The organism is Hydrogenophaga sp. 70-12 (assembly GCF_001897365.1).
GTDB classification, from domain to species: domain Bacteria; phylum Pseudomonadota; class Gammaproteobacteria; order Burkholderiales; family Burkholderiaceae_C; genus Hydrogenophaga; species Hydrogenophaga borbori.
Genome location: NZ_MKSS01000031.1, coordinates 1 through 26453 on the forward strand (window position 1 = coordinate 1; position 26453 = coordinate 26453).

Here is a 26453-nt window from a genome sequence, read left to right on the forward strand (position 1 = left end):
ATCCCCGACAAGCCCGGGGCCTGGCTGATGCGCACCGCGCTCAACCGCGCGCTCGACCACCTGCGCCAGCGCGCCACGCGCGAGGGGCACGAGGCCGACATCGCCGCCGACCTGGTGGCCCTGCAGGCCGACCGCGCGCCCGACGTGGCCGAGCTGGTGGACGCCGCACGCCGCGACCCGATCGGCGACGACCTGCTGCGCCTGATCTTCACCGCCTGCCACCCCGTGCTCTCGGCCGACGCGCGTGTCGCGCTCACGCTCAAGCTGCTGGGCGGCCTGAGCACGCACGAGATCGCGCGCGCCGTGCTGCAGACCGAGTCCACCGTGGCGCAGCGCATCGTGCGCGCGCAGCGCACCCTGCGCGACGCGGGCGTGCCCTTCGAACTGCCGCACGGCCCCGCGCTGGCCGAGCGCCTGGGCTCGGTGCTGGAGGTCATCTACCTCATCTTCAACGAGGGCTACACGGCCACGCGGGGCAGCGACTGGATGCGCCCCGCGCTGTGCGACGAGGCGCTGCGCCTGGCGCGCGTGCTGGCCGATCTGATGCCGCGAGAGCCCGAGGTGCTGGGTCTGCAGGCGCTGCTGGAGATCCAGGCCTCGCGCAGCGCCGCGCGCACCGACGCGCAGGGCCGCCCCGTGCTGCTGGAGCAGCAGGACCGCGCGCGCTGGGACCGCCTGCTCATCCGCCGCGGGCTGGACGCGCTGTCGCGCGCCGACCTCATCACCGAATCGCCCGGCCCCTACCAGTTGCAGGCGGCCATCGCCGCCTGCCATGCGAGCGCCGCCTCGGTGGAGTCCACCGACTGGGCGCGCATGGCCGCGCTGTACGCCGAGCTGGCGCGCCTGGCGCCCTCGCCCGTGGTGGAGCTCAACCGCGCGGTGGCGGTGTCGCGCCACGCTGGCCCGGCCGCTGGCCTGGCCGTGCTCGCGCCGCTGTTGCAAGAGCCCGCGCTGGCGCGCTACCCCTGGCTCAGCGCGGTGTGCGGCGACCTGCTGCAACAGCTGGGTCGCCGGGCGCAAGCGCGCGAAGCCTTCGAGCGCGCCGCCAGCCTCACCCAGAACGAGGCCGACCAGGCCCTGATGCGCGAGCGCGCCGAGGCGCTGCGCGACACCCCGGCACAACCGCCCCGAGCCGACCGCGCTTAACGCGCTTAACGCGCCTGTCATCTGCGCGCCGCACAGTGCGCGGATGGCCGACCAGACGCTTCCCTTCGCGCCCGCCAGCCCCTGGCTGCGGGTCGACATCTGGCTGTTCCGCCGCCTCGGCGCGGGGCGCGGCCCGGTCGCCGCGCTGGTGCTGGCGCGGCTGGTCGCGCGCTGGAGCTGGCTGCCGCTGCTGGCGCTCGTGGTGCTGGTGTCGCTGCCGCACCCGCTGGGGCCGGCCCTGGCCCTGCTGTGCCTGTCCTGGGCCGGGCTGGTGCAGCTGGCGGGCAAGCGCCTGGCGCGCCGCTGGCAGGCGCAGCGGCCCTTTGCATTGGGCTTGTGCCCCAACCACTTGGGCCACGGCGGCCGCGCGGGCTTCCCGAGCAGCCATGCCCTGGTGATGGGCGCCGTGTTGGGTGCGCTGCTGCCACACACCGGCAGCGGGGCGCTGATCACCGCCATGGCGGCCGTGGCCTTGGCCACCGGCTGGGCGCGCGTGCACACCGGCGCGCACTTCCCGCTCGACGTGCTCGCGGGCCTGGCCCTGGGCCTGGCGAGCGGCCTGGCCTTCGGGCTCGTGCTGCCGACGTGATGGCCCGCTCAGGCCGGTTCCCTGACCCCGATGCCGGGGCGGTGCTGGTGCTGGGTCCCGCTCGCTGGCCCTGGCGGCGCCTCGTCCGCCGGCCACCGTGACGGACGGGTGCCCCGGCCGGCCTGCGACCCATGGAGGATGGCCAGCAGGGCGATCAGCGCCTGGCGCCCGCCGGGCGGCGTGTCGAACGCGCTCAGCAGGGGAAGCTTCTCGACATCGTCGATGAAGCGCCGAAGGGCGCTGGGGGCGCCCGTGCCCTGGCGCAGCTGGTCTTCGATCAGCGGGCCGATCAGATCGTGCGCCGGGTCGGGTGAACCGCCGCACAGCGCGGGCAGCAGTTCCGGCAGGCGCTGCATCAGGGCGGGCAGGCGCTCGTCCAGCAGCAGCGCCAGGTGCAGGTCCATGCGGTGCAGGGCGAGGGCCTTCGACACTGGCGCCTGGCCAGCCTCGATCGCCCGGTCGCGCTCGGCGCTCACGGCGAAGGGCATGGCGTGGCGCGCGTAGCCCATCGGTTCGCCTTGCACCGACACGTGGCTGAGGGCGTCGTGGCAGTCCTGGCCTCCGCCGGCCACCGTGAAGGGGGCGGCGGCGAACAGCGTGGCGGGGCGCCCCAGCCAGACGGCCATGCTGGCGGCCAGGGCCGCGCCCATGCCGTGACCGGTGAAGAACAGGCGGCCAGGGTCCTGTCCCTGCCGCTGGGCCGACGCCACCACCGCGAGGCAGTGCGTTATCGCCTGGCGCCGCAGCTCAGTGCCGATCTCGACTCCTTGGCGGCCGAGCACCAGGCTCAGCCCCAGCAACAGCTCGGGCAAGTCCTGCCGCGCAGGGCCCGGCAGCGCCGAAGGCAAGTCCCGGCCTCGGTAGGCCACCACCATGTCCCCCGTGGACGGGTTGAGATACGCCCTGGCGCCGAAGCCGCCGCCGTGCAGGGCTTGCTCAGCCTGCGCCGCCAGGGGCGGCGCTTGCAAGGCCTTCCAGCCCGGCAGCAAGGGGGTGCGGTGCGCCCCCCCGGACAAGGGGCCGATGCCGACGGCCCACGCGAGATGGGCGCATTCAATGAGGGATGCCATACGTTGGTTTCTCCATGGGGGTGGGCCGCGGGGCCGGCCGGCGCCGGGCTGGGCACGATAGGGTGTGCACTGCGGCGGAGATACACGGGCGGGGTACAGGCGGCTCCCCCAGGTGGGGGAGGGCGGTGCGCGGTCCTTCGGGTGCCCGCCACGGGCGAACACCGATGGCGTGCGACGAAGCGCACCCTCACACTCGCGTCCACCATGACCGAGTCCGCCGCCCCCAACGATCGCCACGCTGTCCTCATCGTCGGTGCCGGGCCCGCGGGCCTGGCGGTGGCCGGCGGCCTTCGCCTGCTGGGGCGGGACGCCACGGTCATCGACGAGGCCGCGCAACTGGGCTCGTCCTGGCGCGAGCACTACGAGCGGCTGCACCTGCACACGGTCAAGTCGCACTCGGCCTTGCCGGGCCTGCCGTTCCCCGACGAGGCGCCGCGCTACGTGCCGCGCCAGGGGGTGGTGGACTACCTGGAGGCCTACGCCCGCCACCACCGCATCGAACCCGTGGGCGGGCAGACGGTGGTGCGCATCACCGCCGGCGCCGCCGCCGACCCCGGCGCGCGCTGGCGCGTGCACACCGCTGGCGGCCGGGTCCTGGACGCCGCGCAGCTGGTGCTGGCCACCGGCGCCAACCGGGAGCCGCGCAGGCCGGTGCTGCCGGGGCAGGACGCCTTCACCGGCCGCGTGCTGCACAGCCACGACTACCGCAACGCCCAGCCGTTCAAAGACCAGTGCGTGCTCGTGGTGGGCATGGGCAACACGGGCGCGGAGATCGCGCTGGACCTGGCCGAGCAGGGCGTGGCGGTGGCGCTGTCGGTGCGCTCGCCGGTCAACATCGTCAAGCGCGACGTGCTGGGCCGGCCCACGCAGCTCTCCAGCATCGCGCTGGCCCGCCTGCCCGAACCCATGGGCGACGCCTGCGCCACGCTGCTGCGCCGGCTCACCGTGGGCGACCTGTCGCGCTGGGGCCTGCGCACGCCGGCCGCCTCGCCGCTGCGCCAGTTGCGCCGCGAGGGCAAGACGCCGGTGATCGACGTCGGCACCCTCGCGCGCATCCGGCGCGGCGAGATCACCGTCTACCCCGGCATCGCCACGCTCATGCGCGGTGGCGTGCGCTTCACCGACGGACGGGGGCAGGGCTTCGACAGCATCGTGCTCGCCACCGGCTACCAGCCCCTGGTGCAGGGACTGTTCCCGAACCACCCGCTGCCGCTGGATGAACGCGGCCTGCCCACGGTGCTGCACGGTGAAGGCGCATTGGCGGGGCTGCACTTCGTGGGTTACGACATCCGCCAGCCGGGCGGGCTGCTGCGCACGATCGCGATGCAGGCCGAGCGGGTGGCCGGGCGCATCGCGGCTTCGCTGGCGCCGGCCTCAGGCACCGCCGGCCGGGTGGCCCAGTCAGGCTGATGGAAGACGGCGCATCAGCACGTCGCACAAAAACTCCGCTGGCGGCGACAGCGGCAGATCGGGTCGGCGCACCAGCACGATGGCGGGCGCCGGCAGGCGCTCGCGCACGGGGATGACGTCCAGCAGGTCACGCGTCATGACGAAGTCCAACCACTGCCGAGGCAACATGGCCAGCAGGTCGGTACGCACCAGGGCCACCTGCACCGACAGCGCGGAGTGCGCGCTCAGCATCACGCGCGGCGCGGCCCGACCGTGGGAGGCAAACAGCCGCGCCAGGTCCTGCTCGGCGTTGTGGTCGATGGTGGTGCTGGCCCACTCGGCGCCGGCCAGCGCCTTGAGGCTGCGCACGCGCGCCAGCGGGTGGCCTTTGCGGCAAACCACCACGCGCGTGTTGTCGCACAGGTGCCGCATCGCCAGGCCCGGCGCCAGCTTCTGCGATGGCGCAGCGCCAAGGTAGAACTCCAGCCCGCCGTCGCGCAATGCGCTTTCCACGCCGGGCATCAGGCTCTCGGTGATGTTGAGCCTGACCTTCGGATAGGCATGGCGGAACACCGGCAGCGCATCGGGCAGCATGCCCAGGTGGGGCATGATCGACAAGGCCACCGATACCGTTCCCTCGTAGGCCGGCCCCGGGTGCTGCACCTCTTCCCGCGCGCGCTGAGCCTCGCTGGTGATGACGCAGGCCCGGCGATGAAAGCGCACGCCTTCGGCGGTCAGGACCATGCCCGTGGTCTCCCGCGCAAACAAGCTCACACCCAGTTCCCGCTCCAGTGCCCGCACGCTGCGCGTCAGCGCGGGCTGGGGCATGTCCAAGCGCCTGGCGGCCGCGCGCAGGCTGCCGTGTTCGACGATGGCCATCAGGTGCTGTAGCTGATCGAGCTTCATGCCTTGACTTACCTGTTGTTCATTCGGGGAGATATCAGATTCGAATCACTTTTCGAATATTTCCATCTTATTTGAATCTTTAGGCCTGCCTACAGTCCGCCCCATCCCGCGCCGGGAACACAGACAACGAGACGGAGACACGCCATGAACCCCATTTCCAGAAGGCGCCTGCTGGCAGCGGCCTGTCTGCTGTCCACACTGGGCAGCGCCGCGGCACAGGACTGGCCCAGCCGGCCCGTGCGCATGATCGTTCCGGTGGGCGCGGGTTCTGCGCCAGACGTGATTGCGCGCATCGTTGGCGAGCGGCTTGCCAACGCCTGGGGCCAAGGCGTTGTGGTGGACAACCGCCCCGGTGCAGGCGGCATTCCAGGTATGTCGGCGCTGGTGCGCTCGGCGCCCGATGGCTACACCATTGGCTTCGTCCCGGCCGCCATGGGCACGATCACTCCGCTCGTGTTCAAGAACCCGCAGTTCAACCCGGACACCGACCTCGCCCCCGTGGCCACGGTGGGCATCAGCCCGCTGATGCTGGCGGTTCCGGCCAGCAGCGGCATCCGATCCATGGCGGACCTAGCCCAGCACGCCAAGGCCCATCCGGGCAAGGTGAACTTCGCCGCGCCGCAGCTCAACTCGCTGCCGCACCTGGCCGGCGAGATGGTCAGCAAGGCCGGGGGCATGGGCCTGTTCACCGTGCCCTACCGCACGCCGCCCGACGCGGTGGCGGCCGTGCTGGCGGGCGACGCCGTGCTCACGGTGGATGGTGTGCCGGGACTGCTGGAGCATGTGAAGTCGGGCCGCCTGCGCGCCGTGGGCGTCACCTCGGCGCAGCGCCTGCCCGGCATCGATGCGCCGCCGGTGGCGGACACCTATCCCGGTTACGAGGCCATCGGCTGGTTCCAGATCATCGCGCCGGCGGGCACACCGCCCGGCGTCATCGAACGCATCAACGCCGACGTCAACCGCATCACCGCCTCGTCCGAAGTCACCCGTCGGCTGGCCGACATGGGGGTGTACCCGCGACAGGACAGCGTGAGCGCCGCGCACGCGTTCTTCGTGCAGCAGCAAGGCGCAATGAGGCGCCTGGTGACCGCACTCGGCGTGCAGCCCCAGTAGCACTCGCCGCAACGTTTTCCAGACCCGATGGCGCCGGCGCAGCTGGCGCCCTGGGCCGACTCAAGCTTTCACAACCGAAACAGGAGCCTCCCAACATGACCCCCCGCAAGAAGGCCCTCGTCACCGGCGGTGGCACCGGCATCGGCCGCAGCGCCGTGCTGGCGCTGGCGAAAGCCGGCTACGACGTGGCCATCAACTACGCCTCGAGCGCCAAGGCCGCGCAAGCGGTGGCCGAAGAAGCCCGGACTCTGGGCGCCCAGACCCTGGTGCTGCCCTGCGACGTGAGCGACGACAGTGCCGTGCGCCAGATGCTGGCCGAGGTGGGTAGCGCCTTCGGCCACCTGGACGCGCTGGTCAACAACGCCGGCACCACCGCCACCTGGAAGGTGAAAGACCTCGACAGCCTGGACATGGACGCCTGGGACCGCACCTTCGCGGTCAACGTGCGCGGCAACTTCCAGGTGAGCCGCGCCTCGGTGCCGCTGCTGCGCAAGAGCAGGGCACAAGGAGGCGAGCCCTGCATCGTCAATACCGCGAGCATCGTGGGTCTGCGCCCCGGCCCGCAGCCGCCACCGTACGCGGCCAGCAAGGCCGCCGTGGTGAGCCTGACCAAGATGTTGGCCTGGAACCTGGGCCCGGACATCCGCGTGAACGCGGTGGCGCCGGGCTGGATGGAAGGCGACTGGATGCAGCGCATGCTGGGCGACAAGTACGAAACGCTCATGGGCGCGCGCGCCAAGGCCACGCCGCTGAAGCGCTGCGTCACCGCCGACGACGTGGCCGAGGTGATGCTCAACCTGATCCAGGGCATGCGCTTCGTCACCGGCGAGGTGGTCGTCATCGACGGCGGCTTCACGAGTTCGACCTGAGGCCGCGCCCGCGTTGCCCCATCCCCCTTGATCCTCCGGAGACTTCCCATGCTTGAAGGATTCGTTCCCTTTCCGCCCGACTGCGCCGCGCGCTACCGCGCCAAGGGCTACTGGCAGGACCGCTCGCTGGCGCAGGAGTTCGACGCCGTGTTCAAGCGCTTCGCGGACCGCGTCGCGCTGATTGACGGCGACGTGTCTTTCACCTACGCCGAACTCGACCGCGTCACCACCAACCTGGCGCTCAACCTGCTCGAGCTCGGCCTGCGCCCGCTGGACCGCGTGGTGCCCACGCTGCCCAACGTGCACGAGTTCGTGCTGCTGTACTTCGCACTGCAGAAGATCGGCTGCATCCCGATCGCTGCGCTGGTCACGCACCGTTACGCCGAGATCAGCCAGTTCGTTCGGCTCTCGGGCGCGACCACTTGTGTCTACCCCGGCACCGCAGGTGACTTCACTTTCGCGCCGATGATCGAACGCGTGCAGGCCGAGAACGCCTCGCTGAAATTTCGTCTGGTGCTGGGCAACGCGGGGCCGGGCGAGGTCTCACTGCGTGCGCTGATCGACACGCCGGCCAAGCTGCCGGCCTCGCGCCTGGCCGAGATCCGCATCGACCCCGAAGACCCCTGCATCTTCCAGCTCTCGGGTGGCACCACCGGCATCCCCAAGCTGATCCCGCGAACCAACAACGACTACGCCTACAACTCGAAGGTGGCCGCCGAGGTGACCGAGATCGACGCGGAATCGGTGCTGCTGCTGGTGCTGCCGATCGCCCACAACCTGCCGCTGGCCTGCCCGGGCATCCAGGGCTTTCTGTTCAAGGGAGCCAAGGTGGTCCTGCACGCCAACACGCGCCCGACGGACATGTTCGCGCTGATCCAGAAGCACCGGGTCACGCACCTCAAGGTGGTGCCCGCGCTGCTGATCCGCCTGATCAACGACGAGGCCGCCAGCGCCTACGACCTGTCCAGCCTCAGGCTGATCCAGAGCGGCGGACAACGCATGCAGCCCGAAGTGCGCGCGAAGACACGCGCGCTGATACCCGGCGTGTTCGTGCAGGAGAACTTCGGCATGTCGGAAGGCACCTTGATGTTCGTGCGCGCCAGCGACCCGGAGGACGTCAAGCTCGAGACCTGCGGCCGTCCCGTGTGCGAGGACGACGAGGTTCTGCTGCTCGACGACGAGGGCCGCGTGGTGCCCGACGGCGAGGTCGGCGAGTTCACCGTGCGCGGCCCCTACACCTTGCGCGGCTACTTCGGTGTGCCTGAGTACAACGCGCGCCAGTTCACGCCCGACGGGTTCTACCGTTCCGGCGACCTGATGCGCAAGCACCCCAGCGGCAACTACATCGTCGAGGGCCGCAAGAAAGACCTGATCAACCGCGGCGGCGAAAAGATCAGTGCCGAGGAGGTGGAAAACCTGATCCTGATGCACCCCGCGGTGCAGAACGTGGCTTGCGTGCCCATGCCCGACGCCAACCTGGGCGAGCGCATGTGCGCCTTCGTGATCCTCAAGGCCGGACACGAGTTGCACCTGAAGGAGCTCGTGGGTTTTCTGCTGACCAAGGAAATCGCCAAGTTCAAGTTGCCCGAGCGGCTGGAGGTCTTGCCGGACTTTCCCGTCTCCACCTTTGGCAAGGTATCCAAGAAGGCGCTGGGCGAACTCATCGGCCAGCGGCTGGCAGAAGAAGAGGCCGCGCGCCGCATCCCCCACTGACCGAACCCCCGAGAGACCCCATGCGCATCATCGACCTGCACTGCTACCCGGGTACGTCCACCTGGACCGATTCCCAGGGTCCCTATCCCGCCGAGCTCGCCCGCTACTGGAAGCGGGACTGGGTGGGCAAGAGCGAAGACGAGGTGATCGCCGAGTTCGCCGGCGCGGGCGTCGAGGCCTGCCTGGTGGCGCTGGACCTGGAGACCACCATTGCCGCGCCGCCCTGCACCAACGAGTACGTGCACGGCATGTGGAAGCGCCACCCGAAACGGATCATCCAGTGCTGGGGCGCGGTGGAGCCGGCCAAAGGCGAGATCGCCATGATCCAGGCCCGCAAGGCCGTGCGCGAGCTGGGCTTCATCGGCTTTCACTTCCACCCCATCATGCAGCACTTCGGTGTCAGCGACCGGCGCTACTACCCGCTGTTCGAGGAGATCGACGCCATGGGCGCCGCGGTGATGATCGACGTCGGCACCACCGGCATGGGCGCGGGCATGCCGGGTGGGCACGGTGCGGTGATCCGCCACGCCCACCCCCAACACATCGATCAGCTCGCGGCCGATTTCCCGACGCTGAAGATCATCATGGCCCACCCCGGCTGGCCCTGGGTGGACGAAACCACCGCCGTGGCCCTGCACAAGGGCAATGTGTTCTGGGAGATGTCGGGCTGGGCGCCCAAGCACTTCCCGGGCAACCTGAAGGTGGACATCCGCGGCCGCCTGCAGGACAAGATCATGTTCGGCAGCGACTACCCCAGCCTGCCCTATGAGCGCATCCTGCGGGAGTGGGACGGGCTCGGCTACACGCCGGAGATCATGGAAAAGATCATGCACGGCAACGCCGAGCGCGTGCTGGGGTTGTGAGCATGGACGCCTTCCTCTGCGACGGCGTGCGCACGCCGATCGGGCGCTACGGCGGCGCGCTCTCGGGCGTGCGCACCGACGACCTGGGCGCCATCCCGATCCGCGCGCTGATGGCGCGTCACCCCGGCCTCGAGCCGGCGCTGATCGACGAACTGGTCTTTGGCTGCGTGAACCAGGCCGGCGAGGACAACCGCAACGTGGCGCGCATGAGCGCGCTGCTGGCGGGGTTGCCGGTCGAGGTGCCGGCGCTCACCGTCAACCGGCTGTGCGGCTCGGGCCTTGAGGCCGTGGCCCAGGTGGCGCGCGCGCTGCACGCGGGCCAGGCGCAGATCGCCATCGCGGGGGGCGTGGAAAGCATGAGCCGCGCGCCGTTGGTGATGCCCAAGCCCACGGCGGCCTTCTCGCGCCACGCCGAGGTGCACGACAGCACCATCGGCTGGCGCTTCGTGAATCCGCGCATGGAAACGCTGCACGGCGTGGACAGCATGGGCGACACGGCGGAGAACGTGGCGCAGGAACACGGCATCTCGCGCGCCGACCAGGACGCCTTCGCCCTGCGCAGCCAGCAACGCGCGGCGGCCGCCGCGCGGGCCGGAGTGCTGGCGCAGGAGATCGTGCCCGTGGAGGTGCCGGGCCGCCGAGGCGCCGTCGTGCGGGTGAGCGAGGACGAGCACCCGCGCGCCGACGCCACGGCCCAGAGCCTGGCCGCGCTCAAACCGGCGTTTCGCCCGGGCGGCACGGTCACCGCCGGCAATTCATCGGGCGTGAACGATGGCGCCGCCGCACTGTTGCTGGCCAGCGAAGCCGGGGCGCAGCGCCACGGCCTGCGGCCCCTGGTCCGTGTGCTCGGCTACGCGAGCGCGGGCATAGCCCCGCGTGTGATGGGTTTCGGCCCGGTGCCGGCGGTGCGGCGCCTGCTGGCACACACCGGCCTGCGCATCGGCGACTTCGATGTCATCGAGCTCAACGAGGCCTTCGCGGCCCAGGGCCTGGCTGTGATGCGCGCGCTCGGCCTGAGTGACGACGCACCGCAGGTGAACCCCCACGGCGGGGCCATCGCCTTCGGTCACCCGCTGGGCATGAGCGGCGCGCGCCTGGTGCTGGCCGCCGCGCGGCAGCTGCAACGCAGCGGCGGGCGTTACGGCCTCGTGACGATGTGCGTGGGCGTGGGGCAGGGCGTGGCCATGGCCATCGAACGCGTGGGAGACCCCCGATGAGCGAACCCATCCTGATCGAGCGGCGCGGCCATGTCGCGCTGCTCACCCTCAACCGTCCCGACACCCGAAACGCCCTTAGCGGCGAAGCGATGTTCGCGGCCTTCGAACAGACCTTCGCCGCGCTCAACGCGGACCTCAACGTGCGCGTCGCCATCCTGACCGGCGCGGGAACAGCCTTTTGCTCCGGCGGCAACGTGGCCGAGATGCGCGAGCGCCGTGGCATGTTCGCTGGCACGCCCGAGCAGATCGCGCAGGCCTACCGCGACGGCATCCAGCGCATCCCACGCGCCTTCGAGGCGCTGCAAGTGCCCATCATCGCCGCGGTCAACGGCCCGGCCATCGGCGCCGGCAACGACCTGGCTTGCATGTGCGACCTGCGCATCGCCTCCCGCCAGGCGCGCTTCGCCGAGAGCTTCGTCAAGGTCGGCATCGTGCCCGGCGACGGAGGCTGCTGGCTGCTGCCGCGTGTTGTCGGCTACGCGCGCGCGGCCGAGATGGCGCTCACCGGCGATGCGATCGATGCCGAGGAGGCCCTGCGCATCGGCCTGGTCTCGCGGGTGGTGGCGCCCGAGGCGCTGCTCGACGAGGCCTTGCAACTGGCCGCCCGCATCGCGGCCAACCCGCCCCAGGTGCTTCGATGGACGCGCCAGCTGCTGCAGCAGGCACGCACCGCAACGCTGGACGAGGCTCTGGGCAGCGCGGGTCGCCTGCAGGGCCTGGCGCACCACACGGCCGACCACGCCGAAGCCGTTGCCGCCTTCTTCGAGAAACGCGCGCCGCGCTTTCAGGGCGCAGCCACATGAGCACCGCGAGCGACTGCTTGTTGCAGGCGAACCCCATGGATGGCGTGGCGCTGCTGCGCCTGAACCGCCCGGCCGTGCTCAATGCGCTCAACCTCGAGCTGCGCCATGCACTCGCCGAGGCCTTTCTGCGACTCGACGCCGACGACCGGGTTCGCGCCATCGTGCTGGCGGGCGGTGAGCGCGCGTTCTGCGCCGGGGCCGATCTCAACGAGTACGTGGACGCCACGCCGGCGCAGATCATGGCGCGCCAGATGGACCGGCTGTGGGGCGCCATCGCCAACTGCCGCAAACCGGTGATCGCCGCCGTGCGGGGCCACGCGCTTGGCGGAGGCTGTGAACTCTCGATGCACGCCGACATCCTCGTCGCGGGCCAGGGCGCGCGCTTCGGCCAACCGGAGGTGAAGCTCGGGATCATGCCCGGGGGTGGGGGCACGCAACGTCTCACCCAGGTGGTGGGCAAATTCGCTGCCATGCACATCCTGCTGCGGGGCGAACCCTTCGGCGCCGACGCGGCCCTGGCCATGGGCTTGGCCAGCGAAGTGGTGAACGACGACGAAGTGGAAGCGCGCGCGCTGCAGATCGCCTGCGAGCTGGCCGCACTGCCCGTGCTGGCGCTGCGCCTGATCAAGGAAGCCGTGCTGGAAGGCATGAGCAGCGGGCTGGAGAGCGGGCTGCGGTTCGAGCGGCGCTCCTTTCAGACGCTTTTTTCCACGCACGACCAGCACGAAGGCATGCGCGCGCGGCTGGACAAGCGCGCACCGCGCTTCACCGGGGGCTGAGGCCCGCAGCGCACGGGCACACCTTTCGTTCGACCTCTACCAGGAGACAGCCATGACCCAGCGACTTCTTCCCTCCCTGCTGGCCGGCCTTGCGCTGGCCGTGCTGAGCGCCGGCAACGCGCAGGCGCAGGCGCCCGCCTACCCGAGCAAGACCATTCGCCTGCTCGTCGGATCGCCGCCGGGCGCGCCCTCCGACATCACGGCCCGTCTCTTCGCCGAACGGTTGTCGCAGCGCTTGGGACAGAGCGTGGTGGTCGAGAACCGCCCGGGCGCCGGCACCAGCCTGGCCGCCGGTGTGGTGGCGGCTGCCGAGCCCGATGGCTACACCCTGGGGGTCAGCCCGGACACCGTGGTGACCGTGAACCCGCTCGTGTACCCCAAGCTCACGTTCGATGCGCGCAAAGACCTGATGAACCTCTCCGTGCTGGCGAACTTCACCCAGATGCTGGTGTGCCACCCAGGCACGGGCGTGAAGACCGCGGCCGAGCTGGTGGCCCGAGCGAATGCGAACCGAATGATCTACGCGTCGGGTGGCGCTGGCGTGCCGGGCCATCTGGCCGCTGAAATGTTCTTGCGCGAGGCCGGCGTCGGCATGGAGCACATCGCCTACCGCGGCCCCGCGCCAGCCACCACCGCCGTTCTGGCCGGCGAGGTGAGCTGCGGCTTTCTGGCAACGCCCACGGTGCTGCCGCATGTGAAAACCGGCCGCTTGGTGGCGCTGGCCGTCTCGTCCGCCGAACCTTCCGCGCTGGCGCCGCAGGTGCCGACGCTGGCCGAGGCACTCCACAAGCCGACCCTGGACATCAGCTTCAAGCTGCTGCTGCAGGCGCCCAAAGGCCTGCCCGCGGCGGTCGCCAGCGCACTGGAGCAGGCCGCCGGCGCCATCATGACGACCCCCGATGTGCAAACCCGCCTGCAAGCGCTGGATTTGCGTGGCGTGGGCAGCACGCGCCAGGTGGCCGAGGCGCAGGTGCAGGCCGATACGGCGCGATGGGCGCCAGTGGTGAAGCGGTTGAATCTGACGCTGGACTGACCGCACGCGCCGTGGCCCCCAGCGCTCCCGTGGATCCTGCAACACCCCTTGCCATGCAACCCAATGTGATCTTCATCGTTGCCGACGACCTTGGGTTCGCCGACCTGGGTTGCTACGGTGGGCGCGAGGCGGCCTTCGGCCGCGTTTCACCGGTTCTCGATGCGCTGGCCGAGAACGGCATCCGCTTCACCGATGGCTACGCGAACTCATCGCTCTGCTCGCCGACGCGCTTTGCACTGATCACGGGACGTTACCAGTACAGACTGCGAGGGGCGGCCGAGGAGCCGATTCACGCGGACAGCAAGGGCAGCGCGACGCTCGGTATGCCCCCGGGACACCCCAGCGTTCCCTCGCTGTTGAAGCGGGCGGGTTACCAGACCGCCTTGATCGGCAAATGGCATCTCGGGTACCCGCCGCATTTTGGTCCCCTCAAGTCGGGGTACGACGAATTCTTCGGCCCCCTGTCGGGTGGGGTGGACTACTTCTCTCACTGCAGCGGCAACGGCGACCACGACCTGTACCTCGGCGAGCAGGAGAGGCACGAAGAGGGCTACCTCACGGACCTTCTCTCGCGACGCGCCGTCGACTGCATCGATCGCATGGCTGGAAAGAAAGAACCGTTCTTTCTCAGCCTCCATTACACCGCCCCCCATTGGCCTTGGGAGACGCGGGATGACGAACACCTCGCGCCAGACGTCATGCAGAACCTCTTCCATCTGCATGGTGGCAGCGTCCACACCTACCAGCGGATGATCCACCACATGGACGAGGGCATCGGCTGGGTGATGGAGGCGCTGCGCCGGAACGCCATCGCCGACAACACGCTGGTCGTCTTCACCAGCGACAACGGCGGCGAACGGTTCTCGGACAACTGGCCGCTCGTGGGCGGCAAGATGGACCTGACCGAAGGTGGCATCCGCGTGCCATGGATCGCGCACTGGCCGGCCGTGATTCCGCGCGGTGCCGTGACCGCGCAACACTGCATGACCATGGACTGGTCCGCCACCGTTCTGGAGGCGGCGGGCGCGCGTCCGGATCCGGACTACCCGCTGGATGGGTTGTCGCTCCTGCCGGTTCTGCACGCGCCCCAGGCCCACTTCGATCGTCCGCTGTTCTGGCGGATGAAGCACCGAGAGCAGCGGGCGCACCGCAACGGTGACTGGAAGTACCTGCGCGTGGATGGAATCGACTACCTGTTCGATATCGCCTCGGATGCGCGCGAGCGCGCGAATCTGGCCGCGCGGGACCCACAGCGGATGAGCGACATGCGGGAGGCATGGGAAGCGTGGAACCGCACCATGCCCCCCATCCCGGAGGACGCCCGCGTGAGGCAGGGTTACGGGACCAGGAACATGCCTCAGCGCTAGGTCGAGGCGGCAACGGGCGCGCGCCGCACAGGGAGAAACGGCGCCGATGACAAGTCAATGACCCCATGCGGTCATTCCCGATCGCCACAGGCTTGCAATGAGCCGCAAATGCGCCCAGGATGCGACACATCCCCATCCCAACACACCCGAGGAGCGCCCATGAAGGCGATCTGGAACGGCACGGTGATTGCCGAAAGCGACGACATCGTGCTCGTCGAGGGCAATGCCTACTTCCCTGCGAGCGCGTTGCGCCGCGAGTACCTGCAGCACAGCAACCACCACACCTACTGCCCCTGGAAGGGCCAGGCCAGCTACCACAGCCTGCTCATCGACGGCGAACTCAATCGCGACGCCGCCTGGTTCTACCCCGACCCCAAGCCCGAGGCCGACATGGTGCGCGACCGCGTGGCCTTCTGGCGCGGCGTGCAGGTGGTGGACTGAGCATGCGGCGCGACGCCACCGCCGACGCCGCCGCGCGCTACGCCGAGGTGCGCGCGCGCAGCGAGGCGCTGTGCGCGCCGCTGGCCATCGAGGACCACGTGGTCCAGCCCGTGGTGGACGTGAGCCCGCCCAAGTGGCACCTGGCGCACACCAGCTGGTTCTTCGAGGCCATGCTGCTCGCGCACGCCTCGCCGGGCTACGCACCGTTCCACCCGGCCTACGGCTACCTCTTCAACAGCTACTACGAGGGCGAGGGGGAGCGCGTGCCGCGCGCCCAGCGCGGCCACCTGAGCCGGCCGACCGTGGCCGAGGTGCTGGCCTACCGCGCGCACGTGGACGCCGCCGTGATGGCCTGGCTGGCCACGCAGCCACCGGCCCGGTGGCTGGACCGCCTGGCGCTGGGCCTGCAGCATGAGCAGCAGCACCAGGAACTGCTGCTCACCGACATCAAGGCCATCCTGGGCCACAACCCCCTGCGCCCCGCCTATGCCTGCGCCGACACCGCCGTGGTGAGCCTGGCCGGCGAACACCTGCCTCAAGCCGCCCCGATGGGATGGCTCGAGCACCCTGGCGGTGTGGTCGCCATCGGGCACGCGGGCGATGGTTTCGCCTTCGACAACGAGGGCGCGCGCCACGAATGGCTGCTCGCGCCCTTCGCGCTCAGCGACCGGCTGGTGAGCAACGCGGAGTACGCCGCCTTCATCGGCGCCGGCGGCTACCAGGACCCGCGCCACTGGCACGCCGACGGCTGGGACTGGCTGCGCCAGAACGCCATCGCGGCGCCGATGTACTGGTTCCGCGGCGAGGGCGGCGACTGGTGGCACCAGACCCTGGCCGGCCCCTTGCCCCTGCCACCGCAGGCGCCGGTGACGCATGTGAGCTGGTACGAAGCGAGCGCCTACGCCGACTGGGCCGGCGCGCGCCTGCCCACCGAGTTCGAATGGGAGGCCGCCGCTGGCCGGGGCATGGCCTGGGGCGACCGCTGGGAGTGGACCGCCAGCGCCTACGCGCCTTACCCGGGCTTTCGGCGCGCCGAAGGCTCGGTGGGCGAATACAACGGCAAGTTCATGGTGAACCAGCAGGTGCTGCGTGGCGCGTCGTTTGCCACACCGCCGGGGCATGAACGCCTGACGTACCGCAACTTCTTTCAGCCGCCGCTGCGCTGGCAATACACCGGCATCCGCCTGGCCCGGCCATGAGCGCCGGCGGGCACCGAGCAAGGTTTGCAGAATGACCCGAGGCCGCGACCCCGCATCCGCCATCCAACCCGCGCGCGACACCGCACCACCCGAAGCCGGGGCCGCCGCGCCGCGCGGCCTGGCCGCCGACGTGCTGGCGGGCCTGTCGGGCAGTCCCAAGCGGCTGTCGTCCAAGTACTTCTATGACGACCGCGGTTCGCGCCTGTTCGAACGCATCATGCGCCTGCCCAGTTACTACCCCACGCGGGTGGAGGCCGCCCTGCTGCGCCGCCACGCCAGGGACCTGCTGGGCGCGCTGGACACCGGCGGCTCGCCGATCGAGATGCTCGAGCTCGGCAGCGGCGACGGGCGCAAGACGCTGGCGCTGTGCCGCGCCTGGCTCAAGGCCGGCGCCGAGCTGGTTTACCGGCCCATGGACATCTCCGCCCAGGCGCTGGACCAGTTGAGCGCGCGCATGGCGCGCCAGTTGCCCGCGCTGGCGGTGCACCCGCTGTGCGGCGACTACTTCCAGACCTGGCCCATTCCCAGCGCGCGGCGCCGCCAGGTGGCGCTGTTCCTGGGCAGCAACCTCGGCAACTTCACCGACGAGGAGGCCCGGCGCTTCCTGCGCCGCGTGCGCGCCCACCTGCGCCGGGGCGACAGCCTGCTGCTCGGCCTGGACCTGCGCAAGGACCCGCACACCGTGCGGGCCGCCTACGACGACCCCGCGGGCGTGACGGCCGCCTTCAACCTGAACCTGCTGCGCCGCCTCAACCGCGAGCTGGGCATGGACTTCGATCTCGAGCGCTTCCGCCACTACGCGAGCTACTGCCCGCTGCAGGGCGTGGCGCGCAGTTTCCTGGTGAGCCAGGCGCGCCAGACTGTGCGCAGCGCGCTGCTGCGGCGCGAGTTTCACTTCGGGCCCGGCGAGTTCATCTACACCGAGCAGTCGCAGAAGTACGAGCGCGCGGGCGTGGAGGCCATGGCCGCCGACACCGGCTTCGAGCTGCGGGCCTGGTTCGAGGACCCGGCGCTGCCCTACGCCCTTGTGGCCTGCCACGCCACGGGCTGAGGCGCCGCGCCGCCGCTGTCGGGCCGGCGACAGCGGGCATTGGTATTTTCACCAAGCATCCGCTTGCTATAAATGAACGGCGCTGCTAACGTGGCGCGCCATGGATCCCCAGGCCACCCCCGCGCCCGAACGCCGCAGCCGCGGACGCCCCCGCAAGACCGCCGATGAGCGCGACGACGGCAACCGCCGCCAGGCCCTGCTGCGCGCGGCCGCGCGCCTGTTTCGCCAGAAGGGTTTCGCGGCCACCAGCACGCGCGACATCGCCGCCGCCGTGGGCATGCGCTCGGGCTCGCCCTTCTACCACTTCGAGAACAAGGAAGCCCTGCTCGCCGCCGTGATGGAGGAGGGCATGCAGCGCGCCCTGCGGCACCAGCGCGAGCGCATGGACGCGGCCGTGGCCGCCGCGCCTGGGCCGCTGTCGGCCAGCGAGTGCCTGCGCGTACTGGTGCGCGGCCACTTCGACAACCTGCTGGGCCCCGAGAGCGACCACATCCCCGTGATGCTGTACGAGTGGCGCTGGCTCGCGCCGCAGCCCAAGCGCGTGGTGAGCGAGCTGATGGCCGAGTACGAGGCCGTGTGGGTGCCGGTGCTGCAGGCCCTGCGACGCGAAGGCGCGCTGCGGGGCGACACCGCGCTGGCGCGGCTGCTGATCTTCGGCGCGCTCAACTGGACCGCGCAGTGGTACGACCCCGAGGGGCCGACCACGCTGGACGGCCTCACCGAGGCCGCGCTGCAACTCTTCGTCAAGGACATGGAATGAACCCAGGCCCCCACGCTCCGCCGCTGCGCGGGTCGCTGCCTCCCGAGGGGGCTGATCCGGCGGGGGGCGGCCCCGCGGCGGACCGCTACCGCTCCGTCTTCCGGCCCGGCCTGTTCGCGGGCCAGGTCATCGTGGTCACGGGCGGTGGCTCGGGCATCGGCCGCTGCACCGCGCACGAACTGGCCGCGCTGGGCGCGCACGTGGCCCTGGTGGGCCGCAAGCCCGAGAAGCTGCGGGCCGTGGCCGAGGAGATCGCGGCCGATGGCGGGCGCGCGAGCTGCCACGCCGGCGACATCCGCCAGGAAGACGCGGTGCGCGCCCTGGTGGCGGACATCGTGACCGCGCACGGCCGCGTGCACGGCCTGGTGAACAACGCGGGCGGCCAGTACATCAGCCCCTTGGAAAAGATCGGTGCCAAGGGCTGGCAGGCCGTGCTGGACACCAACCTCATGGGCGGCTTCCTGGTGGCGCGCGAGTGCTACCTGCAAAGCCTGCAGGCGCACGGCGGCGCCATCGTCAACATCGTGGCCGACATGTGGGGCAGCATGCCCGGCATGGGCCACAGCGGCGCGGCGCGCGCGGGCATGGTGAGCTTCACCGAGACCGCCGCGCTGGAATGGGCCCGCAGCGGCGTGCGCGTGAACGCGGTGGCGCCGGGCTACATCGCCTCCAGCGGCATGGACCACTACCCGCCGGAGGCCGGTCCCATGCTGCGCGAGATGCGCGAAACGGTGCCCCTGGGCCGCTTCGGTAACGAGGCCGAAACCAGCGCGGCCATCGCCTTCCTGCTGTCGCCGGCCGCCAGCTTCATCAGCGGCAGCGTGCTGCGCGTGGACGGCGCGCGGCCCCAGGTACGCCTGGGCTGGGGCCAGGTCGCGGCGCCGGCCGAGGCGCAGTCGCGCGACGCCGTAAAGCCTTTCGATGGTTTCCACCGCTACGTGGTGCCCCAGGTGTTCCAGCCATGAGCTTCGCGTCCTGCTTCAACCCCCACACCGAAGCCGCGCAGCTGCGCCGGGTGGCCATGCTCGAGCGCATCGCGCAGCTGCGCGCGCTCGAGCAGCGCGCGGCCACCGCCTCGGCCCAGGCCAAGCCCGTGTTCGACAAGCGCGGCCAGTTGTTGCCGCGCGAGCGCATCGCGCTGCTGCTGGACCCGGGCGCGCCCTGGCTGCCGCTGTGCTCGCTCGCGGGCTTTCTGCAGGACACCAAGGACCCCGCGAAGTCGGTGGCCGGCGGCGGCGTGGTCGCGGGCATCGGCTTCGTCAGCGGCGTGCGCTGCATGGTGGTGGCCAGTGACTCGGGCATTGAGGCCGGCGCCATCCAGCCCCGTGGGCTGGAAAAGATTCTGCGGGTGCAGGACATCGCGCTGGAGAACAAGCTGCCCTTCGTTCACCTGGTGGAGAGCGCGGGCGCCAACCTCACCAAGTACAAGGTCGAGGGCTTCGTGCACGGCGGCTCGCTGTTCCGCAACCTCGCCCGGCACTCGGCCGCGGGCCTGCCGGTGATCACGGTGCAGCACGGCTCGGGCACGGCGGGGGGGGCGTACATGCCGGGGCTGTCGGACACCGTGGTGATGGTGCGCGGGCGTTCGCGCGCCTTCCTGGCGGGGCCGCCGCTGCTCATGGCCGCCACGGGCGAGGTGGCCACCGAAGAGGAGCTGGGCGGGGCCGAGATGCACACCGGCGTGTCGGGCCTGGGCGAGTACCTGGCGGAGGACGACCGCGAGGCGCTGGGGCTGGCGCGGCGCATCGTCGACCAGTTGCGCGACGGTGTCGCGCGCCCGGTGGCGCCGGTGGTGGCCGAGCCGCTGCTGCCCAGCGACGACCTGCTCAGCCTCATGCCCACGCACCACCGCGAGCCGGTGGACATGCGCGAGGTGATGGCCCGCCTGGCCGACGGCTCCGACCTGCTGGAATTCAAGCCGCTTTACGGCGCGGCCACGGTGTGCGCGCAGGCCCGCATCGGCGGCCACGCGGTGGGCCTCATCAGCAACAACGGACCCATCGACGTGGCCGGCGCCAACAAGGCCACGCACTTCATCCAGTGGATGTGCCAGCTGGGCCACCCCCTCATCTACCTGCAGAACACCACCGGCTACATGGTGGGCAAGGACAGCGAGCAGGGCGGCATGATCAAGCACGGCAGCAAGATGATCCAGGCCGTGACGGGCGCCACCGTGCCGCAGATCACCATCCAGTGCGGCGCCTCCTTCGGCGCCGGCAACTACGGCATGTGCGGGCGCGGCTTCGGGCCGCGTTTCCTGTTCAGCTGGCCCAACGCACGCACGGCCGTGATGGGCGGCGAGCAGGCCGCGCGCACCATGCAGATCGTGGCCGAGGCCGGGCTGGCCCGCAAAGGCATCGCGCCCGACCCGGCGCAGATGCAGCAGCAGTTCGAGCAGATCGTGCAGGTCTTCGAGAGCCAGGCCGACGCCTTCCACACCAGCGGCCTGCTGCTGGACGACGGCGTGATCGATCCGCGCGACACGCGCGCCGTGCTGGCCTTCTGCCTGGACACCTGCGCCGAGGCCGAACAGCGCCACCCGCGCCCCTTGCCGTTCGGCGTGGCGCGCATGTAGACCCCTCACATACCCACCCCGAGGAGACCCCCCATGCAGTTCACGCACGAGCACCGCGAAATACAGAAAACGCTCAAGCGCTTCATCGACGACCACATCAACCCCCACGTGGACGAGTGGGAAGCGGCCGAGATGTTTCCCGCGCACGAGGTCTTCAAGGGCCTGGGGCAATTGGGCCTGCTGGGCCTGACCAAGCCCGAGGCGCACGGCGGCGCCGGCCTGGACTACAGCTACAGCGTGGCCATGGCCGAGACCCTGGGCCACATCCACTGCGGCGGCGTGCCCATGGCCATCGGTGTGCAGACCGACATGGCCACGCCGGCGCTGGCGCGCTTCGGCAGCGAGGAACTGAAGGCGCAGTTCCTGGCGCCCGCGATCCGCGGCGAGGCGGTGGGCGCCATCGGCGTGAGCGAGCCGGGCGCCGGCAGCGACGTGGCCGCCATCAAGACCACCGCCCGCAAGGACGGCGACGACTACGTCATCAGCGGCCAGAAGATGTGGATCACCAACAGCCTGCAGGCCGACTGGATCTGCCTGCTGGTCAATACCAGCGACGGCCCCGCGCACAAGAACAAGAGCCTGGTCATGGTGCCGCTGCGCGAGAACGGCAAGACCGTGAAAGGCTTCGAGGTCGGCAAGAAGATCCGCAAGATCGGCATGCACAGCAGCGACACCGGCCTGCTGTACTTCGACGAGGTGCGCGTGCCGCAGCGCTACCGCATCGGCCAGGAGGGCGCGGGCTTCGTCTACCAGATGCAGCAGTTCCAGGAAGAGCGCCTGTGGTGCGCGGCCAGCACCTTGCAAAGCCTGAACAACTGCATCGAATGGACCATCGAGTGGGCGCAGGAGCGCAAGCTGTTCGGCGCCCAGCTGGCCGACCAGCAGTGGGTTCAGTTCAAGCTGGCCGAGCTCAAGACCGAGGTCGAGGCCCTGCGCGCGCTCACCTACCTCTCGTGCGACCGCTACGTGGCCGGCGAGGACGTGACCGAGTGGGCCACCATGGCCAAGCTCAAGGCCGGCCGGCTCAACCGCCAGGTGCCCGACACCTGCCTGCAGTTCTGGGGCGGCATGGGGTTCACGCTGGAGAACAAGGTCTCTCGCATGTACCGCGACGGGCGCCTGGCGTCCATCGGCGGCGGGGCCGACGAGGTGATGCTGGGCATCCTCAGCAAGATCATGGGGATCAAGAAAACCCCCCTGCGCGGCTGACGCCGCTTCCCCCAAGGGGGACGCCACCCGTGGCCCGGCCAAGCCGGTTCGACGGTGGCCCGCGACATCAGCCCTTCGCTCGCTCAACTCTGCAGAAAGTGACCATGGCCAGTTTGCTCATCGATCGTCGGCACGACGTGGAAACCTGGACGCTGAACGAACCCGCCGCGCGCAACGCGCTGAGCGACGCGATGGTGCTGGCCCTGTTCGAGGCCTGCCTGCGCGCCAAGGCCGATGCTTCCTTGCGCGGCGTGGTGCTGACGGGCGCGGACGGCGCCTTCTGCGCGGGCGGCAGCCTGGGCGGTTTCGCCAGCGCCATTGGCCAGGCCTTGCCCCCCGGCGAGCCCGATCCGCTGATCGCCATGAACCGCGGTTTCGGCGATCTGTTGCACGCGTTGATCGGCCTGCCGCAGTGGCTGATGTGCGCCGTCGACGGCCCGGCCATGGGCGGTGGCTTCGGCCTGGTGTGCTGCGCCGACGTGGTGATCGCCACCGAGCGATCGGCCTTCGCCACGCCCGAGGTCACGCTGGGCCTGCCACCGGCGCAGATCGCGCCCTTCGTGTGGCGGCGCCTGGGCGACGCCACCGCGCGCCAGTGCCTCTTGAGCGGCACGCGCTGGACCGCGCGCGAGGCGCAGGCCGTGGGCCTGGTGAACACCGTGGTGGCCGACGACGCGCTGGACGCCGCCGTGGCCTACGCCGCCAAGGCCCTGGGCCGCGCCGCGCCCGGCGCGCTGGCGGCCACCAAGCAGCTGCTGCACCGCCTGCACCAGCACCTGCCCGACCTGCGCGACGAGGCGGCCATCGCCTTCGCGAATGCGCTGCGCAGCCCCGAGGCCGCCGCCGGTCTGGCCGCGTTCGCGCAAAAACAGCCCGCACCCTGGGCCAGGGGAGACGCGTCTTGAAGCGCCTGCTCATCGCCAACCGCGGCGAGATCGCGCGCCGCGTGATCCGCACCGCGCACCGCATGGGCATCGCCACCGTGGCGGTGTTCAGCGAGCCCGACGCGCGCGCGCCGCACGTGCGTGAGGCCGGCATGGCCTTCGCGCTCGGCGGCGCGGGCTCGGCCGAGTCCTACCTGCGCATCGATCGCCTGATCGCCGCCGCGCGCGCCACCGGCGCCGACGCGCTGCACCCCGGCTACGGTTTCCTCAGCGAGAACGCCGACTTCGCGCAGGCCGTGATCGACGCCGGCCTCACCTGGGTGGGTCCGCCGCCCGAGGCCATCCGCGCGCTGGGCAGCAAGTCGGCCGCCAAGGCCCTGGCGCAAGCGCATGGCGTGCCGGTGCTGCCGGGCTACTTCGGCGCCGACCAAGGCGACGGGACCTTCGCCGCCGAGGCCGAGCGCATCGGCTACCCGGTGATGGTGAAGGCCGTGGCGGGGGGCGGCGGGCGCGGCATGCGCCTCGTCACCGAGGCCGCGCAGCTGCCCGCCGCGCTGGCCAGCGCGCGCGCCGAGGCGCTGGCCGGCTTCGGCAGCGCGGACCTGCTGATCGAGTCGGCCGTGCGGCGCCCGCGCCACGTGGAAGTGCAGGTCTTCGCCGACGCGCAGGGGCGCTGCATCCACCTGGGCGAGCGCGACTGCTCGGTGCAGCGGCGCCACCAGAAGATCGTCGAGGAAGCGCCGAGCCCGGCGGTCACGCCGGAACTGCGCGAGCGCCTGGGCGAGGCCGCGGTGGCGCTGGCGCGCGCGGCGGGCTACGTGGGCGCGGGCACGGTGGAGTTCCTGCTGGACGGCAACCGGTTCTTTTTGATGGAGATGAACACCCGCCTGCAGGTGGAGCACCCGGTGACGGAGATGCTCACCGGCCTGGACCTGGTGGAGTGGCAGATCCGCGTGGCGCGCGGCGAGCCGCTGCCGCTGGCGCAGGACCAGGTGCGCTTGCAAGGCCACGCCATCGAGGTGCGCCTGTGCGCCGAGGACGAGCGCTTCGCGCCCCACACCGGCACCGTGCGCGCCTTCGCCGAACCCCCGCTGGGCGAGGGCCTGCGCTTCGACCACGCCATCGAGACCGGCACGGAGGTGACGCCGCACTACGACGCCCTGCTGGGCAAGCTCATCGCCCACGCGCCCACGCGCGCGCAGGCCATCGAACGCCTCGCGCACGCGCTGGACGCGACCGTGCTCCTGGGCCTGCCCACCAACCGCGCCTTGCTGGCGGCCTGCCTGCGCCACCCGGTGTTCGGCGCGGGCGAGGCGCTCATCCCCTTTCTGGCGGAGCAGGGTGAGGGCCTGCGCGATGCCTTGCGGCCGCCGGCCGAGGCGGTGCTGGCCGGGGTGCTGGTCGCGGCCTGCGCGGATCGGCCCGCGCCCGGCGCGCTGCCGTGCCCCTTCGCGCGGCCGCTGCGCTGGCGGCACGGCGACGCGGTGCTCGACCTCGCCGTGCTGGAACACGGCCACGGCCGCCAGAGCGTCGCGCTGGGCGATCGCACGCACGAGGCCCTTCTGCAGCCCCAGGGCGTCGCCATCGACGGCGTGCGCCACGCCACCACCGCCGTCGCGCTGGGCGACGGCCACTGGCAGGTGCAGGTGGGCCCGCACACGCTCACGCTCAGCGACCTGAGCCACCGCGCGCGAACCCGTGCCGGCGCCGCTGGCGCGGTGGGCGAGCTGCGCGCGCCCTTCAACGGCAAGCTCGTGGCCGTGCACGCCCGGCCCGGCGCGCGCGTGGCCAAGGGCGAGGCGCTGTTCGCCATCGAGAGCATGAAGATCGAGCACCTGATCGCCGCGCCGCGCGACGCCACGGTGCAGGCCGTGTCCGTGTCGGCCGGACAGCAGGTGGCGCCGGGGCAACTGCTCGTCAGCTTTGCGGCAGAGGCAACGGCATGAACTGGGACCCCGCCGACACCCAGGCCCTGCTCGACACGGTGGACCGCTTCGCGCGCGACGCGCTGGTGCCGCTCGTGAACGACTGGGACGCCCAGGCCACGTTCCCGCGCGGGCTCTACCGCGAGGCCGCGCGCATCGGCCTGCTGGGCCTGGGCTACCCCGAGGCGCTGGGCGGCACGCCCGCGCCCTGGCGCGCGCGCAATGCCGTGTCGCAGCTGCTGGCGCGGCGCACCGCCAGCGGCGGCCTGCTGGCCAGCCTGTTCAGCCACAACATCGGTCTGCCGCCGGTGCTCAAGCATGGCTCGCCCGAGTTGCAGGCCGAGGTCGTGCCGCCGGTGCTGCAGGGCGAGCGGATCGCCGCGCTCGGCATCACGGAACCCGGCGCGGGCAGCGACGTGGCCAGCCTGCGCACCAGCGCGCGCCGCGAGGGCGGCGACTACGTCATCGACGGCGAGAAGGTCTTCATCACCTCCGGCCTGCGCTGCGACTGGATCACCCTGGCCGTTCGAACCGATCCGAACAACAAGGGCGCCAGCGGCATCAGCCTGATCGCCGTGCCCTGCGACGCCAAAGGCCTCAGCCGCACGCCGCTGCACAAGATGGGTTGGCACTGCAGCGACACCGGCCACCTGCGCTTCGACGGCGTGCGCGTGCCGGCGCGCTACCTGATCGGCGAGGAGAACAAGGGCTTTCGCTGCATCATGGGCAACTTCAACGGCGAGCGCCTGGCCATGAGCGCGCTGGCCCTGGGCTTTGCCGAGGCCTGCCACGACGAGGCGCTGGCCTGGGCGCGCGAGCGCCAGACCTTTGGCGAAGCGCTGATTCAGCGCCAGGCGATCCGCCACAAGCTCATGGACATGCGCATGCGCATCGGCTCCACCCAGGCCTGGCTGGACGCGCTGGGCGATCGCATCGACGCGGGCGACGAGGGCCCCGACTGGGTGGGCCACGTCTGCCTGCTCAAGAACCACAGCACCCAGGCCATGCAGGCCAACGCCGACGCGGCCGTGCAGATACTGGGCGGCATGGGCTACATGCGGGGTACCGCCAGCGAGCGCCTCTACCGCGAGGTGAAGGTCATGATGATCGGCGGCGGCGCCGAGGAGATCATGAAAGACCTGGCGGCGCGGCAGTTCGGCGCCTGAGCCGGCAGCACCTTCCGGAGGACACCATGAGCACCGCCAAAACCCCATCCGCCGTGTGTTTCGAACCCGAGTTCCTGCAGGCCATCGTCGAGCTCTTCGAGCAGAAGATCGTCTTCAACCAGCACATCGGCCTCAAGATCGACGAGGTCCGGCCCGAACGCGTGAACGGCCACCTCGACCTGCGGCCCGAGCTGATCGGCCACTACGCGCACCACCGCCTGCACGGCGGGGTCATCAGCGCCGCCATGGATTCCATGGGCGGTCTGGCCGTGCTGGCCGCCATGGCCGCGCGCCACATGGACGACAGCGTGGAGCAGCGCATGCTCCGCTTCGCCAAGCTGGGCACCATCGACCTGCGCGTGGACTACCTGCGCCCGGCCGTGGGC

Annotated in this window: 25 protein-coding genes; 23 read left to right on the forward strand and 2 right to left on the reverse strand. The window is 71.1% G+C overall.

Translation table 11 applies throughout. From position 1 onward, the window contains the following. On the forward strand, positions 1–1146 hold a 1146-nt coding region (locus BGO22_RS02100; protein WP_286848587.1), incomplete at its 5' end, for an RNA polymerase sigma factor. A 43-nt stretch (positions 1147–1189) separates the two neighbouring features. Beyond that, on the forward strand, positions 1190–1735 hold the full coding sequence (locus BGO22_RS02105) for a phosphatase PAP2 family protein (protein ID WP_070397172.1): 546 nt from the start codon (positions 1190–1192) through the stop codon (positions 1733–1735). An 8-nt stretch (positions 1736–1743) separates the two neighbouring features. Here BGO22_RS02105 and BGO22_RS02110 read toward each other — a convergent pair whose 3' ends face one another. After that, a complete protein-coding gene (locus BGO22_RS02110) occupies positions 1744–2805 on the reverse strand; it encodes an alpha/beta hydrolase family protein (protein WP_070397173.1) in 1062 nt (353 codons plus the stop codon). Positions 2806–3009: 204 nt separating this feature from the next. Between BGO22_RS02110 and BGO22_RS02115 the strand changes: the two genes are divergently transcribed. Further along, a complete protein-coding gene (locus tag BGO22_RS02115; RefSeq protein ID WP_286848592.1) occupies positions 3010–4215 on the forward strand; it encodes a flavin-containing monooxygenase in 1206 nt (401 codons plus the stop codon). Here the strand turns inward: BGO22_RS02115 and BGO22_RS02120 are convergent. Beyond that, positions 4207–5100 (reverse strand): LysR family transcriptional regulator, encoded by an 894-nt coding sequence (locus BGO22_RS02120; RefSeq protein WP_070397175.1) that lies wholly within the window; start codon positions 5098–5100, stop codon positions 4207–4209. The two genes, BGO22_RS02115 and BGO22_RS02120, sit on opposite strands and share 9 nt — an antisense overlap. 144 nt (positions 5101–5244) lie before the next feature. Between BGO22_RS02120 and BGO22_RS02125 the strand changes: the two genes are divergently transcribed. From BGO22_RS02125 to BGO22_RS02220, 20 genes are all read left to right on the forward strand, one after another. Further along, positions 5245–6213, forward strand: a complete 969-nt coding sequence (locus BGO22_RS02125; protein ID WP_083292773.1) for a Bug family tripartite tricarboxylate transporter substrate binding protein — start codon at positions 5245–5247, stop codon at positions 6211–6213. A 95-nt stretch (positions 6214–6308) separates the two neighbouring features. Further along, positions 6309–7082: an SDR family NAD(P)-dependent oxidoreductase gene (locus BGO22_RS02130; protein WP_070397177.1), complete on the forward strand. Its 774-nt coding sequence runs from the start codon at positions 6309–6311 to the stop codon at positions 7080–7082. Between the two features lie 48 nt (positions 7083–7130). Continuing rightward, the gene (locus tag BGO22_RS02135; RefSeq protein ID WP_070397178.1) at positions 7131–8795 is read left to right on the forward strand and encodes a (2,3-dihydroxybenzoyl)adenylate synthase; all 1665 of its coding nucleotides are present in this window, start codon (positions 7131–7133) and stop codon (positions 8793–8795) included. Positions 8796–8815: 20 nt separating this feature from the next. After that, positions 8816–9658, forward strand: coding sequence for an amidohydrolase family protein (locus BGO22_RS02140; protein ID WP_070397179.1), 843 nt, complete (start codon positions 8816–8818; stop codon positions 9656–9658). A 2-nt stretch (positions 9659–9660) separates the two neighbouring features. Then, complete coding sequence (gene pcaF, locus BGO22_RS02145) at positions 9661–10875, forward strand: 3-oxoadipyl-CoA thiolase (RefSeq protein ID WP_070397180.1); 1215 nt, start codon at positions 9661–9663, stop codon at positions 10873–10875. Further along, positions 10872–11678, forward strand: coding sequence for a crotonase/enoyl-CoA hydratase family protein (locus BGO22_RS02150; protein WP_070397181.1), 807 nt, complete (start codon positions 10872–10874; stop codon positions 11676–11678). The genes pcaF and BGO22_RS02150 overlap by 4 nt, the downstream gene beginning before the upstream one ends. Next, positions 11675–12457, forward strand: coding sequence for an enoyl-CoA hydratase-related protein (locus BGO22_RS02155; protein ID WP_070397182.1), 783 nt, complete (start codon positions 11675–11677; stop codon positions 12455–12457). Before BGO22_RS02150 ends, BGO22_RS02155 begins: the two co-directional genes overlap by 4 nt. 52 nt (positions 12458–12509) lie before the next feature. After that, complete coding sequence (locus BGO22_RS02160; protein WP_070397183.1) at positions 12510–13490, forward strand: Bug family tripartite tricarboxylate transporter substrate binding protein; 981 nt, start codon at positions 12510–12512, stop codon at positions 13488–13490. Positions 13491–13543: 53 nt separating this feature from the next. Then, positions 13544–14857, forward strand: a complete 1314-nt coding sequence (locus BGO22_RS02165; RefSeq protein WP_070397184.1) for a sulfatase family protein — start codon at positions 13544–13546, stop codon at positions 14855–14857. A 159-nt stretch (positions 14858–15016) separates the two neighbouring features. Beyond that, the gene (locus BGO22_RS02170) at positions 15017–15298 is read left to right on the forward strand and encodes a DUF427 domain-containing protein (protein ID WP_070397185.1); all 282 of its coding nucleotides are present in this window, start codon (positions 15017–15019) and stop codon (positions 15296–15298) included. 2 nt (positions 15299–15300) lie between these two features. Further along, the gene (egtB, locus tag BGO22_RS02175; RefSeq protein ID WP_070397186.1) at positions 15301–16497 is read left to right on the forward strand and encodes an ergothioneine biosynthesis protein EgtB; all 1197 of its coding nucleotides are present in this window, start codon (positions 15301–15303) and stop codon (positions 16495–16497) included. 31 nt (positions 16498–16528) lie between these two features. After that, a complete protein-coding gene (egtD, locus tag BGO22_RS02180; RefSeq protein WP_070397187.1) occupies positions 16529–17548 on the forward strand; it encodes an L-histidine N(alpha)-methyltransferase in 1020 nt (339 codons plus the stop codon). Positions 17549–17648: 100 nt separating this feature from the next. Next, complete coding sequence (locus BGO22_RS02185; RefSeq protein WP_070397188.1) at positions 17649–18308, forward strand: TetR/AcrR family transcriptional regulator; 660 nt, start codon at positions 17649–17651, stop codon at positions 18306–18308. Beyond that, entirely contained in the window at positions 18305–19273 is a 969-nt protein-coding gene (locus BGO22_RS02190; protein WP_239478173.1) for an SDR family oxidoreductase, read from the forward strand. The genes BGO22_RS02185 and BGO22_RS02190 overlap by 4 nt, the downstream gene beginning before the upstream one ends. Further along, positions 19270–20883, forward strand: coding sequence for an acyl-CoA carboxylase subunit beta (locus BGO22_RS02195; RefSeq protein ID WP_070397189.1), 1614 nt, complete (start codon positions 19270–19272; stop codon positions 20881–20883). The genes BGO22_RS02190 and BGO22_RS02195 overlap by 4 nt, the downstream gene beginning before the upstream one ends. Before the next feature lie 33 nt (positions 20884–20916). Next, positions 20917–22092 (forward strand): acyl-CoA dehydrogenase family protein, encoded by a 1176-nt coding sequence (locus BGO22_RS02200; protein ID WP_070397190.1) that lies wholly within the window; start codon positions 20917–20919, stop codon positions 22090–22092. Between the two features lie 104 nt (positions 22093–22196). Continuing rightward, the gene (locus tag BGO22_RS02205; RefSeq protein WP_070397191.1) at positions 22197–22997 is read left to right on the forward strand and encodes an enoyl-CoA hydratase/isomerase family protein; all 801 of its coding nucleotides are present in this window, start codon (positions 22197–22199) and stop codon (positions 22995–22997) included. Next, positions 22994–24922, forward strand: coding sequence for an acetyl/propionyl/methylcrotonyl-CoA carboxylase subunit alpha (locus BGO22_RS02210; RefSeq protein WP_070397192.1), 1929 nt, complete (start codon positions 22994–22996; stop codon positions 24920–24922). The genes BGO22_RS02205 and BGO22_RS02210 overlap by 4 nt, the downstream gene beginning before the upstream one ends. Then, positions 24919–26067: an acyl-CoA dehydrogenase family protein gene (locus BGO22_RS02215; RefSeq protein ID WP_070397193.1), complete on the forward strand. Its 1149-nt coding sequence runs from the start codon at positions 24919–24921 to the stop codon at positions 26065–26067. Before BGO22_RS02210 ends, BGO22_RS02215 begins: the two co-directional genes overlap by 4 nt. A gap of 26 nt (positions 26068–26093) precedes the next feature. Next, positions 26094–26453 (forward strand): thioesterase family protein (locus BGO22_RS02220; protein ID WP_286848617.1); only part of this gene is annotated, 360 nt, incomplete at its 3' end.